The 14,379-nt window shown below is 52.3% G+C and carries 13 protein-coding genes; 7 read left to right on the top strand and 6 right to left on the bottom strand.

Going from position 1 to position 14,379, the window contains the following annotated elements; translation table 11 throughout:
• Positions 1-2: 2 nt before the first annotated feature.
• From BM485_01225 to BM485_01235, 3 genes are all read right to left on the bottom strand, one after another.
• Positions 3-749 carry a hypothetical protein gene (locus BM485_01225; protein ID OKY76722.1) on the bottom strand — a complete coding sequence of 249 codons (747 nt, stop codon included), beginning with the start codon at positions 747-749 and terminating at the stop codon, positions 3-5.
• A 16-nt stretch (positions 750-765) separates the two neighbouring features.
• Positions 766-1,311 (bottom strand): hypothetical protein, encoded by a 546-nt coding sequence (locus tag BM485_01230; GenBank protein ID OKY76723.1) that lies wholly within the window; start codon positions 1,309-1,311, stop codon positions 766-768.
• A gap of 517 nt (positions 1,312-1,828) precedes the next feature.
• Positions 1,829-2,440: a hypothetical protein gene (locus tag BM485_01235; protein ID OKY76724.1), complete on the bottom strand. Its 612-nt coding sequence runs from the start codon at positions 2,438-2,440 to the stop codon at positions 1,829-1,831.
• A 78-nt stretch (positions 2,441-2,518) separates the two neighbouring features.
• Here BM485_01235 and BM485_01240 point away from each other — a divergent pair, with 78 nt between their 5' ends.
• Both BM485_01240 and BM485_01245 read left to right on the top strand, forming a co-directional pair.
• On the top strand, positions 2,519-3,550 hold the full coding sequence (locus BM485_01240) for a hypothetical protein (protein OKY76725.1): 1,032 nt from the start codon (positions 2,519-2,521) through the stop codon (positions 3,548-3,550).
• Positions 3,547-4,728, top strand: coding sequence for a peptidase M20 (locus BM485_01245; GenBank protein ID OKY76726.1), 1,182 nt, complete (start codon positions 3,547-3,549; stop codon positions 4,726-4,728). The genes BM485_01240 and BM485_01245 overlap by 4 nt, the downstream gene beginning before the upstream one ends.
• 53 nt (positions 4,729-4,781) lie before the next feature.
• Here the strand turns inward: BM485_01245 and BM485_01250 are convergent, their stop codons facing one another.
• From BM485_01250 to BM485_01260, 3 genes are all read right to left on the bottom strand, one after another.
• The gene (locus tag BM485_01250) at positions 4,782-6,113 is read right to left on the bottom strand and encodes a 23S rRNA (uracil-5-)-methyltransferase RumA (GenBank protein OKY76727.1); all 1,332 of its coding nucleotides are present in this window, start codon (positions 6,111-6,113) and stop codon (positions 4,782-4,784) included.
• A gap of 131 nt (positions 6,114-6,244) precedes the next feature.
• Complete coding sequence (locus tag BM485_01255) at positions 6,245-6,760, bottom strand: 3-isopropylmalate dehydratase (protein OKY76918.1); 516 nt, start codon at positions 6,758-6,760, stop codon at positions 6,245-6,247.
• A 96-nt stretch (positions 6,761-6,856) separates the two neighbouring features.
• A complete protein-coding gene (locus BM485_01260) occupies positions 6,857-8,140 on the bottom strand; it encodes a 3-isopropylmalate dehydratase (protein OKY76728.1) in 1,284 nt (427 codons plus the stop codon).
• A gap of 177 nt (positions 8,141-8,317) precedes the next feature.
• On the opposite strand from BM485_01260, the gene BM485_01265 reads away from it, so the two are divergent.
• The 5 genes from BM485_01265 to BM485_01285 are packed head-to-tail and all read left to right on the top strand — an operon-like array spanning position 8,318 to position 14,378.
• A complete protein-coding gene (locus BM485_01265; GenBank protein ID OKY76729.1) occupies positions 8,318-10,006 on the top strand; it encodes a hypothetical protein in 1,689 nt (562 codons plus the stop codon).
• Between the two features lie 59 nt (positions 10,007-10,065).
• The gene (locus BM485_01270; protein ID OKY76919.1) at positions 10,066-11,835 is read left to right on the top strand and encodes an ABC transporter substrate-binding protein; all 1,770 of its coding nucleotides are present in this window, start codon (positions 10,066-10,068) and stop codon (positions 11,833-11,835) included.
• Positions 11,836-11,865: 30 nt separating this feature from the next.
• Positions 11,866-12,240 (top strand): four helix bundle protein, encoded by a 375-nt coding sequence (locus BM485_01275; protein OKY76730.1) that lies wholly within the window; start codon positions 11,866-11,868, stop codon positions 12,238-12,240.
• A gap of 30 nt (positions 12,241-12,270) precedes the next feature.
• Complete coding sequence (locus BM485_01280; protein ID OKY76731.1) at positions 12,271-13,320, top strand: microcin ABC transporter permease; 1,050 nt, start codon at positions 12,271-12,273, stop codon at positions 13,318-13,320.
• 20 nt (positions 13,321-13,340) lie between these two features.
• Entirely contained in the window at positions 13,341-14,378 is a 1,038-nt protein-coding gene (locus BM485_01285; protein ID OKY76732.1) for a peptide ABC transporter permease, read from the top strand.
• The last annotated feature ends 1 nt before the right edge of the window (position 14,379 follow it).

The raw sequence follows: 14,379 nt of genomic DNA on the forward strand, positions 1-14,379 counted from the left end.
CCTTAATACTCCATATTCCGACATTGAATAGTGGCCACCACCAGTCTGCGGCGAAAATTATCATCAGGAGGATCCCACACCACGCCCGACGCTGCTGTATATGTGTTCGTGTTCAGAAAATCCTGAGCAGGATTAGCCGATCTGGCCAGGAGAGAAACCTGTACCGCTCGTATCTTGCTTAAATCAGGCGGGGTTAAAGTTGTTGTCCCATCATTTAGCATATAATTAAATTCAAGTGCGTCGATATTATTCGCCACACCCTGAAATCCTCCCGCATTTCCAGTTTGCCTGCCCAACGTTCCTGCCCCAGACCAGGCAGCACCGCCGTTATCAACGATTCCATCATTATTCGTGTCTTGACCGGCTTGAAAACCATAGGCGATATCTTCATCGACATCATCAACATCGCCATCAGCACTATTTGCATTCACAGCATTCCCTCTTATATCCATGGTAAATCGGAAATGATTAAGGCTCGCAACAAGAATCCCCGCACTATTACTCTCTGTTGGGTCGCATCCGGCTTTACGAATCTCCATCGTCAATATGGCGAGAGCTCCTCGCAAATCCTGTTGAATATTGGCCACATCATCATGGGCGGAGTAACTTTTTGATTGTGCGGAATATACCATTGCAAGACCAGCCATAATAACCCCAGAAACAGCAACCACAATCATCAACTCGACAAGAGAGTATCCTTTTTCATCTAACGTCGGAGTACACTTTCTCCCCTCGCTATAAAAAACCATACAAATATTCCTCCTTTTATTGCATGGCAATTCTGCCGGCGCTAGAAACTGTGACCGCTCGCCAATATGTCGGCTCACCAATGGGACGAATACCAATGCCACCCATCCCAAGTCCACCAGTGGAAGCATTCACAGGAATTCCCCGAGAATTAAAAACGAGAGCATTATTGGCAAAGGAAACACCATCAGCTGCTGCCACCGGCGGAGTTGCGGCAAAAGTAACCCTGCTGGACAAGCCTGGATCAGATACCAAAAGCACACTCTCGCCTGGATCTACCACTTCGTCGTTCGCTGTACCCCCTCCGGCGCCATTATCCAGAAACATTGAGTATGATGCTGCGGCAGGCACGAACAAAATTGTCACATTTTCTCCCCGTTTAATTGCTTCAACCTTGGCCTGCATCATTGTCGAATAAATATCCCTGGCAGCACTACGCAACCGCATATTGGAACGTGCACCACCCAACATCTGATAGGCAAACCCAGATAATATGCCTATAATCGCTACAGCAATCACTAATTCAACCAGTGTTAATCCTTTTTGATCTTTCAAAATACCCATGTTTCCACTCACTAGCACTCATTTCACCCTGCTAAATATATCGATTAACACATTTGTTTACGGATTTCTTTTCGAAATATTAATACTACATGCAAAATTTGACCCATAATCTCACCCAGCATTAAATTACTTGTAACTATCCAGCGTTGCGCCCTGGGTCCAGGCTTTATTTTCTAAGTAGCATGGAGCCAATTTTCGCTGAAGCAGCGGTCAAAATCAAAAACTAACCAATAAATCCCATTGTTGAATTTAATTATATTATCAAAACCGATGATAGATATGAAATTATTTTTAAAGCAAAAAAAATCTACCATTTGCCTGACATTATAAAATTACTTTTTAAGGTCGCTCTTCTTCCTATAAAAAAATTCTGCCACACACCCCTGATCAGCTTTATCACTCCATACCAAACTGGAACTATTAAAATAATTAACACACCATAGGTGGCAGGCAAGGCAGGCATCAATGTCCGTTATCAGAAAAAAATCTCACCCCCCTCCTCTTCAGCAAGGGTCATTTACGCGGGAGGAAGCAAATCACCACATTTGCCGCAGGCAATAACGTGACGGACCTGTATTTTTTTCCCTCGTTCAATGTTCTCGCTCTGTCCCCTCCATTTTGTTTTCCCCTTTTCCCTCCCCTTGAATTGACTATAGCACACTTCAACCAGCAAAGGAAAATCTCCGCAGCGCTCACCGCTTATTCTGCCGTTGAGCTTATATATAACGCCTGTCTGATTATCGGTTGCCCTGAAAGTATGAAGATACTCCTGAATCGACACCATTCCCTGATCAAAAAAATAGGTGGAGGCAAGAAAAAAGGATGGAAGAACAACGCTTCCATTCTGCCGCAGGATGATATTTATTGTCAGCAGCCTGTCGTGATTATTGCCGATCATTTCCCGGCCGCTGAAAAGCTGAATGCTCCAGGACGAATTATTCGTTACCCGCATCTGGGGCACACCGTTACAAAGCTCCATCTCACCGACTTCGATCATGCCTTGCCGCAAGGCTTCGTCATAGTCTATCCTGCCTTCTTTTTTTTTGTTTACCTCGCAAAACAGATCAATCGGAGCAACTCCCTGCTGAAACTTCCGCATGCCGGACCATGTCCCCATCATTCTTCCCATGTCATCCTCCTTCTGTTTAATTTTTTCTTGCAATCATCACATCTTTCTTCCAAGATACAGAAGCAGGTAGGACAAACAGTGTCCGACCAAAAAAAATCCGATAAAAAAATGAAAAAATTTAAACCGCAGCACAGCCGCCTGCTTTTCATCGACAAAAAAATAAGGGAGGGAACATACCCCAACTGCGCATCTCTGGCCGCGGAGTGGGAGGTAAGCGCAAAAACGATCCAGCGGGATCTCGACTACATGCGCGACAGTCTTGACGCGCCGATGGAATATGACGCAAAAAACAGGGGCTATTACTACACAACGGAGAATTTTCAACTTCCGGCCATCCCGCTGAATGACAGCGATCTTTTCGCCCTGTTTATTGCCGAAAAGGTGCTGAAACAATATGAGTCCACCCCCATTTATCCAAGGCTCAAATCGTTTTTCGCCAAGGTGCAGGATTCGCTGCCCGACAAAGTCACCATTGATCCGGCGCAACTGGAGGACAGATTTTCCTTTTTCAGCAATCCCCACACCATGGTATCCTCATCGGTTTGGGATACCGTCTTCGCCGCCCTGCGCAAAAACGAGTCAATCCGCATCAGCCACGGCAAACCGGGCTCGGACCAATTAATCGAACGCACCATCGAGCCCTACCACATCGTCAATTATCAGGGAGAATGGTATGTCATCGCATTCTGCCGTTTACGACAGGCGGTCCGCACCTTTGCCCTTTCCCGCATAACCAAAGCGGAGGCGACAGGGATTTTTTTTCGTATTGCCGATGATTTTAATTTTCAGGAAACGACCAGAGATCGTTTCGGGGTCCAATGGAGCAATGAGACATTCGAGATACGGATACTTTTCAACCGACAGGCCGCGTCGTACATTGAAGAGCGGTTATGGCAGGAGGGACAGGAGATCCACAGACAGGAGGATGGCGGCATTATCATGTCCTTTACCGCAAGCCATCTGCTGGAGGTAAAACGCTGGGTTCTTTCCTGGGGCGGCGCGGCGCGGGTGCTGTGCCCCGCTGTTCTGGCCGAGGAGATCAAAGTGGAACTGGCAAAATCTTTACAAAATTATGAAGCAGGAAACAGGAAAGGGAGCCATAACCAATGACGATTTCCTTCAAGGCAGACCGACACCTCATTCACTGGATGACCGATATCCGTCGGGAGATCCATCGTTATCCGGAACTTGCCTTCCATGAATTCCGCACGGCGGACTTGCTGGCGGACAAACTCGACGAACTTGGCATCCCCTGCACAAAAGGGGTCGCGGGAACCGGAATAGCGGCAGCCATTGGTGACAACATTGACAATGGATCAACCGTGGCGCTCCGGGCCGACATGGACGCCCTGCCGATCACGGAAGAAACGGGACTGCCCTTTGCCTCGCGCAACCCGGGGGTGATGCATGCCTGCGGCCATGACGGCCACATGGCCATTCTTCTGGGGGCCGCGGCCCTGCTCAAAAAACAGCCGTCACTGCCGGGCCGTGTCGTTCTTCTTTTTCAGCCTGCCGAGGAGGATGAGGGGGGGGCGCGGAAGATGATAGCGGAAGGAGCGCTCAGCGGGGTCAACGCAATCTTCTCCGGCCACATCGAACGCCATTTCGCCGTTGGTGAAATTGCCGTGCAGCCCGGCATTATCTGCGCCTTTACCGATGATTTCATCATCAATGTCCGGGGTTCCGGCGGTCACGCGGCCAAACCGCATGAAAGCCCGGACTGCATTGTCGCCGCCTGCTCGCTGGTTACCAGCATGCAGACCCTTGTCTCCCGTGAAACAAACCCGGTTTACCCGGCGGTGGTCACGGTCGGCAAATTTAACGGGGGAACCGCCTCAAATGTGATTGCCGGTCATGTCACGCTTGAGGGGACCATCCGCACCACTTTGCCGGAAGCCAGGGAAAGAATTTTTAGCGGCATCCGCAGAATGGTCGACGCGGTCCAGCATCTCTATGGGGTCACGGCGGAGATAGAAGTGACAACCGGATATCCGCCGGTAGTCAATGACCCGCACGCCGCGGAAATTGCCAGAAGCGCGGCCCTGGCAACGGTCGGTGAGCGAGGAGTCAAAAGCCAGCCTTATCCGAGTCTCGGCGGGGAGGATTTTTCTTTTTTTCTCCAGCAGGTTCCCGGCTGCTTTGCCCGTTTCGGGGCACGACGGGATGATCTCGCAAGCGGCAATCCCCACAGTTCAACATTTGATTTTGATGAAGGGGTGCTGCCCATTGCCGCCGAATATCTTGCCCGCTGCGCGCTTCTCTTTCTCCAGCAAAAAAAGCCGACATAAAATTGCCGCCCCACGTAAACCGTGCCGGGTCGGCAACCGGTCGGCGCAAAAAACTAGCCGACGAGCGATACTTTCAGGGAAACGATGGTTTCCAGATGATGGGTCTGGGGAAACATGTCCACCATCTTCATTTTTTCTATCAGGTACCCCTGTTTTTCAAGCAGGAGCAGATCACGGCACAGGGTGGCCGGATCGCAGGAGATGTAGAGTATCTGCGCGGCCGCAAGGGCCGGCAGAAAGGCAATCACCTCCGCGCATCCCTGCCGGGGGGGATCAAGAAGAACCAGGTCGAATTTTTCCCCGTTTTCAGCCAACTGCCGGACTCCTTCCAAAGAAGAGTTCTGGCTGAAGGCGCAATTTGTAATGGCGTTGATCTCAGCATTCCTGACAGCGCTGCGGATGGCCGATCGCTGCAGATCCATTCCCGTAACAGACCCGACACTTCCGGCCAGGGGAAGGGAAAAATTGCCCATGCCGCAAAAGAGATCAAGCACACGTCCTGTTTTATTGACCATCGCCCAGTCACGCAGCAGACCAATCAGATTCTCATTCTGCTCCAGATTGACCTGACTGAAGCCGCCGGGCTCGACCGTCATCCGCAGATTGCCGTCGGGCAAGGGAAGAGAAAAGAGCAGCAAAGGTTTTTCCGGGCCGCATTGCCGGCCGGGCAAGGAATCAATCATCCCGGCTCCTGCCGCAAAAACCAGCACACTCTTGATAAGCTCATGGCCCGCGGCTATTTCGCGAAAAATCTTTTTCTCGGCCGGTCTGGTTTTCCGCGAAAGATGAAAAATCACAACAACCTTTTCATCCTCCGGACTGAGCAGCAGCTCGATTTCATCAACCAGCGAGGCGATTTTCCGCCACGACGGCCCGGAAACAAGGAAGGAAAGCGCATCATTTAACTCCGGACGGGCAAGAAGGCAACTGGTGATCGGTTCCACCTGATGCGATTGATGGCGGAGAAATCCCGGCCTGCCGCTTTGATCCACATGCAGCCTGATCCGCTGCCGATAACGAAATGACCCGGCCGCGGGCAGCGGCGGCTGCAGAAAACTCGGATAACGGGAACCGAATCCGCTGCGATGGAGCTGTTCCTGGAGAATCCGGTTCTTCAGTTCCGCCTGGTGTGCCGGATGAACGTACTGAAAATCACAGCCGCCGCATTTGCCGTAGTACGGGCAGGGCGGCTCGGTCCGCAAGGATGACGGCTTAACGACGTCAACCAGACGGGCCTGAACAAAACTTTTCTTGCTGTCAACCGATGCGACGACGACTTCTTCCTCGGGCAGAACACCGGGAACGAGAACCACCTTCCCGTCAGGAAGATGCCCCAGCCCCTGACCGCCGATTATCAATTTTTCAATGGTAACGGGAAAGGCCATAACAATGAGAAATCCTGTTGGTTTTCAAACAAAAATCCCGCTCGGCCAACATGCCGGGCGGGATTTTTTTGCAATGAAGAGCGGCTCGCGAACAACCAATGCAACCGGAACACTCTCCGCCGGATGCCTGGTCAATATTTTTTATCCGCATAGGCCAGCCAGCCGCCCGCCATGACAAGATCCCTGTCAAAGGAGTTCAGACTGAAACCGCAGGTAAACTCCCGGCTGCCTTTCGCGGTTATCGTTTCCTTTTCGAGGTCAATGGAGATCATTACATCCTTGCCGAGGGAAAAAAGGGTGTCGATATCTTCTTTTTTCAGCTCAATGGCCAGCATGCCGCAGTTGAACATGTTCTGCCGGAAAATCCTGGCAAAACTCTCGCCGATGACCACATTGATATCATTGACCTCAAACACCCAGACCGCGTGTTCCCGGGATGAACCGCAGCCGAAATTGGAACGGGTGACAACCACTCCTGCATTTTTGACATCAGCAGCAGGATCAAAACCCTCCAGCTTCAGGTCTTCAAGGATGTAAGGCTTCAAAGCCGACTTGGAATTCTCGGTCAGATATTTCGCCGGAATGATCTCGTCGGTATTGATATCGCTTCTGTCCAGAAAAAGGGCCGGACCACCAAATGTTTTCATAAAAACCTCATTCTTTTGTATTGCGGATTTCGGATTTGGGATTGCGGATTGGTTACTCAACAGAATTTCTTCAATCCGCAAATCCGGAATTCCCAATCAGATAAATTCGCGTGGATCAACAATCTCGCCTTTCACCGCAGCGGCGGCGGCGGAAACCGGGCTCATCAAGTGCACCATGCCGCCTTTGCCCATCCGTCCGTTAAAATTGCGGTTGGTGGTGGAAGCACACACCTCGCCTGCCGCCAGAACACCGTTACTCATACCGAGACAGGCGCCGCAGGTGGGGTTGGTCACGCAGAAGCCGGCATCCATAAAAATTTTTATCAGGCCTTCTTCCATGGCCTGATTGTAAACCTTCGGCGTGGCCGGCGAAAGGATGGCGCGCACCGTGGGGGCTATCGTCCGGCCCTTGAGTATCGCCGCCCCGGCCCGCAGATCTTCGATGCGGCCGTTGGTGCAGGAACCCATGTAGACCTGATCAATCCGGGTGCCCGCCATTTCAGTGACATCCTTCACTTCATCCGGCTTAAAGCCGTATGTCACCTGGGGCACCAGGGCGGAAACGTCAAATGTCTTTTCCACAACATATCCGGCATCCGTATCGGAATGCCATTTGCGGAAATCCGCCACGGCGGCCTCAAGGGAATCATATTCATCCTTGATAAACGGCCAGAGATATTCGGCGGTGACCCGGTCCGGCAGGCAGACGCCGCAGGTGGCACCCGCCTCGATGGCCATGTTGCACAGGGTCATGCGTGATTCCATGCTCATCTTGTCCACCACCGGTCCGACAAACTCCATCACCTTGTCGGTGGCGCCGTTCACCGTCAGTTCCTTAATGACCTTCAGGATAACATCCTTGGCAGAGACCCCCTTGCACAGCTCGCCGGTAATGGTGATCTTCATGGTTTCCGGCAGGCGGAAGGAGCAAACACCTTTGAGTATTCCCACCTCGAGATCCGTGGTGCCGATACCCGCGGCAAAAGCGCCAAAGGCTCCGTGGGTACAGGTATGGGAATCGCCCATGATGACCGTGTAGCCGGGCCGGATAAATCCCTTCTCCGGGAACAGGGCATGGCAGACGCCATTGGCCCCGACATCGAAGAAATCCTTGATATGCTGCCGTCTGGCCCAGTCGCGCAGAATTTTTGCCTGGGTGGCTGTCTTCGAATCCTTGGACGGGGTGACGTGATCGATGACCACCTTGATCTTTTTCGGGTCAAAAACCCGGTCCATCCCCCGCTCATGCAGGTCATTTATGGCAATGGGCGTGGTGATTTCATGGCACATGACCACATCAATATCGAGTACAACATTATTATCAGAGGGAACATCACGCTGATGCGCCTCAAAAATCTTTTCCGTTATGGTTTTACCCATGGTCCTTTTTCCTCCAGATGGTTACCGGTTGTGGCCGTCATTCATAAAGGAGCAGATTAATCAATCCTGCACAGATAATCAATTTTTTTATAGTTTGTATCCTCTTCATAATATGCTATAAAATCCGTAAATGTCTTTTCCCGCGGTCCGCACCCATAACATTCCATATTTCTACCCATGGTGAACACAAGCTCCGCCCCTCTTCCCGAAGACCTGCCCCCTTTCCAGGCAAACCCTTCCCGGCAGAGTCTTCTCATGCTGATTTCCACCTTATTCAGGAACGAATTCAGCACATCGCCAATAACCGCGCAATTTGACAAACTTTTGCATGATGTCATGGACCTTTATGAAGGAAAATGGCAATCACACGAAGCCTGCCAGGTGGAGTATCACACCATTGATCACAGTCTTGAGGTTGCCCTTGCGGCAGCCCGCATGGCAATCGGCTGGAACAGGGTGAAAGAGGGTGAGGACAAATTATCGGACACAATCTTTTTATGCGGCATGGCGGCCGCGCTTTTTCATGACAGCGGCTACCTGAAAAACAAAAACGACACCAAGGGCACGGGCGGCAAGTACACTTTTTCCCATGTCAAGCGCAGCAGGGATCTTGCCTCCGGGTATCTTGCCGAAAACCGATGGGATGAAGGCGAAATTGCTTTTATCTGCAACACGATCGACATTACCGAATTCAACAAAACGCCGGACCTTTCCGTTTTCCGGGACAAAGCGGAAATCGCCATGGCCAGGATGGTTGCCTCGGCCGACCTCATTGCCCAGATGGCCGACATCAACTATATAAGCCGATTACGGGATCTGCATGACGAGTTTCTCGAGGCGTATGAAAACGAGGGCCGCAAAAATCTCCGGAACCGTTCGGTTCACATTTTCGATTCATTTCATGAAATCCTGGACAACACGCCGGAATTCTATGAAAAATTTGTTCTCCCCAGGCTTTCCCTGCTTGACAGGATGGACCAGTATCTGGTCGTTTTTTTTGCCGACGGAAGAAATCCCTATTTTGAAAACATCATTGCCAACATTTCCGGCCAACTGCTGAAGCACCGCGTCCAGTGGCAACGACTCGGCGACATCCTGCAACAAATGGGTCTTGTCCGGCAGGATACCCTCACCGAGGCCGTCACGCGACAAAACAACAATGTCGCCTCAGCCGCGCAAAAAACCAGTCACTCCTCCGCGAGCCTGTCGCGCCGATTGCTCGACTGGCTGACAACACCCTCGCGGAACAAAACACGACTCGGCGACATCCTCATGGAAATGCAGGCGGTGGAACCGAAGGCGCTGCGCACCGGCCTTCTTTCCCAGCTCCTGCCGGAACAGCTGACCCGGCGCCTGACGGCGGGCGAACTGCTGTATCTCCTGCAGATTTCACTGCTTGCCCAGAATCTGTATGATGATCCATGGATCTTTGGACAGATTATCGAGATATCGCTGGAACTGCTGGGAAGCGAATCCGGTTCCCTGCTGCTGATCAACAACCGGAAAACGGAAATGCTCCTTGCCGTCCACACCGGACCGCACAAAAAAAGCCTTGAAGGGAAATCCCTGCCGCTTGACAAGGGACTTTCAGGCTGGGTTTTTCGCCATGCAAGGGCGGCGTATGTCCCGGGATCAACCATGAAGGATTTTCCCCGTGAAAAAGGCTATCATGAGGAAATGACAATACGCGGCATTCTTGCCGCGCCCCTTTATGTTAACGGGGAAATCATCGGCGTTGTCGAAGTGCTGAATAAAAAAGAGTCCGAATTCAACGACCATGACGCCGATATCCTCACCCTGGTGGCCAATATCATGGCCTCATCCTTGTCACTCGCCAACCAACTCCAATTGAACAGGACACCATGAAATTCATTTCGCCATTTTCCCAAAAAACCTTTTTCCTCCCGTTTGTTTTGCCGGTAACCGTGCTCGTGCTGATCGCCGCCGCTTTCCTTGGCGGCGGCACGGCCATTGCCGCCCACGGGGTGAGCATTGACGGCAAACTGAAATATCCGCCCGGCTTTTCCCGTTTTGATTACGCCTCACCGAGCGCGGTCAAGGGAGGGGATCTTGTCCTGCACTCCCTCGGCAGCTTTGACAAAATGAACCCTTACACCCTGAAGGGAACGGCTCCCGACGGCCTTGCCGAACTCGTTTTCGAAACCCTGGCCGCGACGAGCCTGGACGAACCGTTCGCCGAGTACGGCTTGATCGCCGAGGATATCCAACTTGCCGAAGACCGCATGTCGGTCACCTACACCCTGAATCCAAAGGCACGTTTTTCCGACGGCACCCAGGTCACCGCGGATGATGTGAAATTTTCCCTGGACACCCTGAAAAGCCGGGATGCCCACCCCTTTTACGCCTCGTATTATCATGACATCAGCAAAGCCGAGATTCTTGGTCCGCATCAGGTCCGTTTGCACTTTGCCCGGCCGAACCGGGAAATCCACATGATCGCCAGCCAGCTGCCCGTGCTGTCAAAGGCCTTCTACGAAAAGCATCCCTTCAACGCCCCGAACATGACCATCCCGGTGGGCAGCGGTCCCTATGTCGTCAGTGACTTCAAGCAGGGAAAATCCATCACATACAAACGCAATCCGGATTATTGGGGTAATGATCTGCCCTGCAGACGCGGCATGTTCAATTTCGACACCGTCACCTTCAAATTCTTCAAGGATCAGATTGTCGCGGTGGAGGCCTTCAAGGCCGGGGAATTTGATTTCATGCACGTCAATATCGCCAAGCAGTGGGCCCGGGATCTGCAGGGCAGCCGCTTCGACCAGGGTGAAATCGTCAAGGAACTTTTCCCCCACAAAAACAACCAGGGCATGCAGGCCTTTGTTTTCAACATCCGCAAGCCGCTTTTCGCCGACCTCAGGGTCCGCCGGGCCATCGGACTTGCCTTTGATTTCGATCGCACCAACAAGACACTTTTTTTCGGCCAGTACACCCAGACAAGCAGCTACTTCAGCAACTCGGAGCTTGCCGCAACCGGCCTGCCCGAAGGGCTTGAACTGGAAATGCTGCAGCCGTTCAAGGGCAAGATCCCCGACGAGGTGTTTACCACCCCCCTGACGCCGGTGGCAACCGGTTCGCCCCAGGCACTGCGGGACAATCTGCGCCGGGCGAAACAATTGCTGGCCGAAGCCGGCTGGACCATCAAAGACGGCAAACTGGTGAATGGGCAAAACGAACCGTTCACCTTTGAAATCCTGCTCGTTTCCCCCTCATTTGAGCGGGTCATGGCCGATTTCACCAAAAACCTGCAAACTCTCGGCATCAATGCATCCTACCGCACCATTGACCCGGCGCTTTATGTCCGGCGCATGCAGAAGTTTGATTTCGACATGACGGTGGAGGTCTTCGGCCAATCGCAATCGCCGGGCAACGAGCAACGGGATCTCTGGACATCGGAGGCGGCCGACAAGGAAGGCTCCCGCAACGCCATCGGCATCAAGAATCCGGTGGTGGATCAGCTGGTTGACCGCATCATCTACGCCACGACCCAGGAAGAACTGACCGCCGCCTGCAAGGCCCTTGACCGGGTACTCTGGTATAATTATTATGTCGTGCCGAACTGGTATCTCGCCACCTATCGGCTGGCCTACTGGAACAAATTTTCCCGGCCGGACACCTTGCCGCTTTATTATGCCCCGCTCCAGTTGTTGATGACATGGTGGAAAAGCAATTGAAAATTTATAATGGATAATTGAAAATTGAAAATGACACGAGACAATGTCATTCAGGAAAAAAGTTATGCCTTTGCTCTCAGGATTATCAAGCTTTATAAACACCTGACAGTCGAAAAATCCGAAACGATTCTCGCGAGACAGGTTTTAAAAAGCGGCACAAGCATTGGGGCAAATGTTGAGGAAGCCCTCCAGGCGGAAAGCAGACCAGACTTTATCCACAAATTATCCATTGCCAACAAAGAAGCCCATGAAACAAGATACTGGCTCATGCTGTTGCGAGACAGCGAAATTTTGACAGATGATGACGCGACAAATTCAATTATCGAGCAATGCATTGAGCTAATCAAATTATTAGCGTCAATTATCAATACCTCCAAAAACAGGAACCAAACCTCAGTTCCTTAATTATCAATTTTCCATTACCAATTCTCAATTATGTTTTCATACATTTTCCGCCGCATACTGCTCATGATCCCGACCCTGTTCGGCATCATGCTCATCACCTTCACCGTTACCCAGTTCGTTCCGGGCGGCCCGGTGGAAAAGATGATCGCCGATCTGCAGCGCTCGTCCCAGCGAGGAGAGGTGAGCGGAGGGGCGGCAAACCTCTACCAGGCAAGCCAGGGACTGGACGCGGAAAGGCTGGAAGAAATCAAGTCTCTGTACGGTTTTGACAAGCCTCCGGTGGAGCGATTTCTCACCATGATGGGCAACTATCTGGTCTTTGATTTCGGCAACTCCTACTATCATCACCGGAGCGTGGTCGACCTCGTCGTCTCCAAACTGCCGGTTTCCATGTCGCTCGGCCTCTGGTCGTTTGTCATCGTCTACGGCATCTGCATCCCGCTCGGCATCAAAAAAGCGGTGCGCGACGGATCACGCTTTGATGTCTTTTCCAGTTCAATCATTCTGGTCGGCTACGCCATTCCGGGATTCGTGCTCGCCATTCTGCTCATCGTCCTTTTCGGCGGCGGCAGCTTCTGGAACATCTTCCCCCTGCGGGGACTGGTATCGGACAACTGGGCGGAAATGAGCCTGATGGGCAAAATTCTCGACTATCTCTGGCACATGGTCCTGCCCATCATCTCAAGCGCCGTGGGCAGCCTGGCCGTCATGACCCTGCTCACCAAAAACAGCTTTCTGGAAGAAATCCGCAAGCAATACGTGCTGACCGCCCGCGCCAAGGGCTTAAGCGAAAACAGGGTGCTGTATCACCATGTTTTCCGCAATGCCATCATCCCGATCATCACCGGCTTTCCCGGCTCGTTCATTGCCGCCTTTTTCACCGGCAGTCTGCTGATTGAAACAATTTTTTCCCTTGACGGCATGGGGCTCCTGGCCTACGAATCGATCCTGAACCGCGATTACCCGGTGGTGCTCGGCACCCTCTACTTCTTCACCATTATCGGATTGTTTTCCCGGCTTCTGTCGGATCTCAGCTATGTGGTGGTCGATCCCCGCATCACCTTTGACAGCGTTCAGTAATCAGGCGGCACGAGACCTTCATGACAATGAAAAAAATGAAAAGAAACAGCCTGCTGAAACGGCGCTGGCGCAAATTCACCGCCAACGGGAGAGGGTTCTACAGCCTCATCATCTTTGCCGTTCTTTTCATCTTCAGCCTGGGAGCGGAGCTTATCAGCAACGACAAACCATTGCTGGTCATTTATGAGGGGGACTTTTATTATCCCTTGCTGCAAACCTACCCGGAAACAACTTTCGGCGGCGATTTCGCCACCGAAACGGACTACCGGGATCCTTATATTCTCGAAAAGATAACCACCGGCGGCAACCGGGTTTTCTTCCCGCTCAATCCCCACAGCTATTCTTCCATCAATCCCAACCTCGATGTGCCGGTCCCCTCCCCGCCGACCAGGGAAAACCTGCTCGGCACCGATGACCGGGGTCGCGATGTTCTGGCCCGCCTGCTCTACGGCTTCAGACTTTCCATTCTGTTCGGCCTGGCACTTACCCTGGTGGGAACCCTGACCGGCATCCTGGCCGGAGCGATTCAGGGCTATTTCGGCGGCAGAACCGATCTTTTTTTCCAGCGGTTCATTGAAATCTGGAGCTCCATGCCGGAACTGTATCTGCTCATCATTTTTTCCTCTATTTTCAAACCAAGCCTGCTGCTGCTGCTTGTTCTGCTATCCATGTTCGGCTGGATGGGCCTGTCCGATTACGTGCGGGCGGAATTTCTCAAAAGCCGCAACCTCGATTACGTCACGGCGGCCAAGGCCATGGGGGTTGGCGACGCCACCATCATGTTCCGCCATCTGCTGCCGAACGGCATGACCCCGGTCATCACCTTTCTCCCCTTTCGCATGTCAGGCGCCATTCTCGCCTTGACCAGTCTTGATTTTCTCGGTCTCGGCGTGCCGCCGCCCACCCCGAGTCTCGGTGAACTGCTGGCCCAGGGCAAGGCCAACATCGATGCCTGGTGGCTGTCGCTCAGCACCTTCATCGTCCTGGTCGGCACCCTGATCCTGCTTATTTTTATCGGGGAAGCATTGCGTGAAACCTTTGACCCCCGCAAGGTGTGAA

The sequence above is a fragment of the Desulfobulbaceae bacterium DB1 genome (assembly GCA_001914235.1).
Taxonomy (GTDB): Bacteria; Desulfobacterota; Desulfobulbia; order Desulfobulbales; family SURF-16; genus DB1.

Bases quoted from the DNA above. Each gene is read 5' to 3' on its own strand.
- BM485_01260 (OKY76728.1), bottom strand. From the start codon at position 8,140: ATGGGTAAAACCATAACGGAAAAGATTTTTGAGGCGCATCAGCGTGAT.
- BM485_01255 (OKY76918.1), bottom strand. From the start codon at position 6,760: ATGAAAACATTTGGTGGTCCGGCCCTTTTTCTGGACAGAAGCGATATC.
- BM485_01230 (OKY76723.1), bottom strand. From the start codon at position 1,311: ATGGGTATTTTGAAAGATCAAAAAGGATTAACACTGGTTGAATTAGTG.
- BM485_01275 (OKY76730.1), top strand. From the start codon at position 11,866: ATGACACGAGACAATGTCATTCAGGAAAAAAGTTATGCCTTTGCTCTC.
- BM485_01250 (OKY76727.1), bottom strand. From the start codon at position 6,113: ATGGCCTTTCCCGTTACCATTGAAAAATTGATAATCGGCGGTCAGGGG.
- BM485_01225 (OKY76722.1), bottom strand. From the start codon at position 749: ATGGTTTTTTATAGCGAGGGGAGAAAGTGTACTCCGACGTTAGATGAA.
- BM485_01280 (OKY76731.1), top strand. From the start codon at position 12,271: ATGTTTTCATACATTTTCCGCCGCATACTGCTCATGATCCCGACCCTG.
- BM485_01285 (OKY76732.1), top strand. From the start codon at position 13,341: ATGACAATGAAAAAAATGAAAAGAAACAGCCTGCTGAAACGGCGCTGG.
- BM485_01265 (OKY76729.1), top strand. From the start codon at position 8,318: ATGGTGAACACAAGCTCCGCCCCTCTTCCCGAAGACCTGCCCCCTTTC.
- BM485_01235 (OKY76724.1), bottom strand. From the start codon at position 2,440: ATGGGAAGAATGATGGGGACATGGTCCGGCATGCGGAAGTTTCAGCAG.
- BM485_01245 (OKY76726.1), top strand. From the start codon at position 3,547: ATGACGATTTCCTTCAAGGCAGACCGACACCTCATTCACTGGATGACC.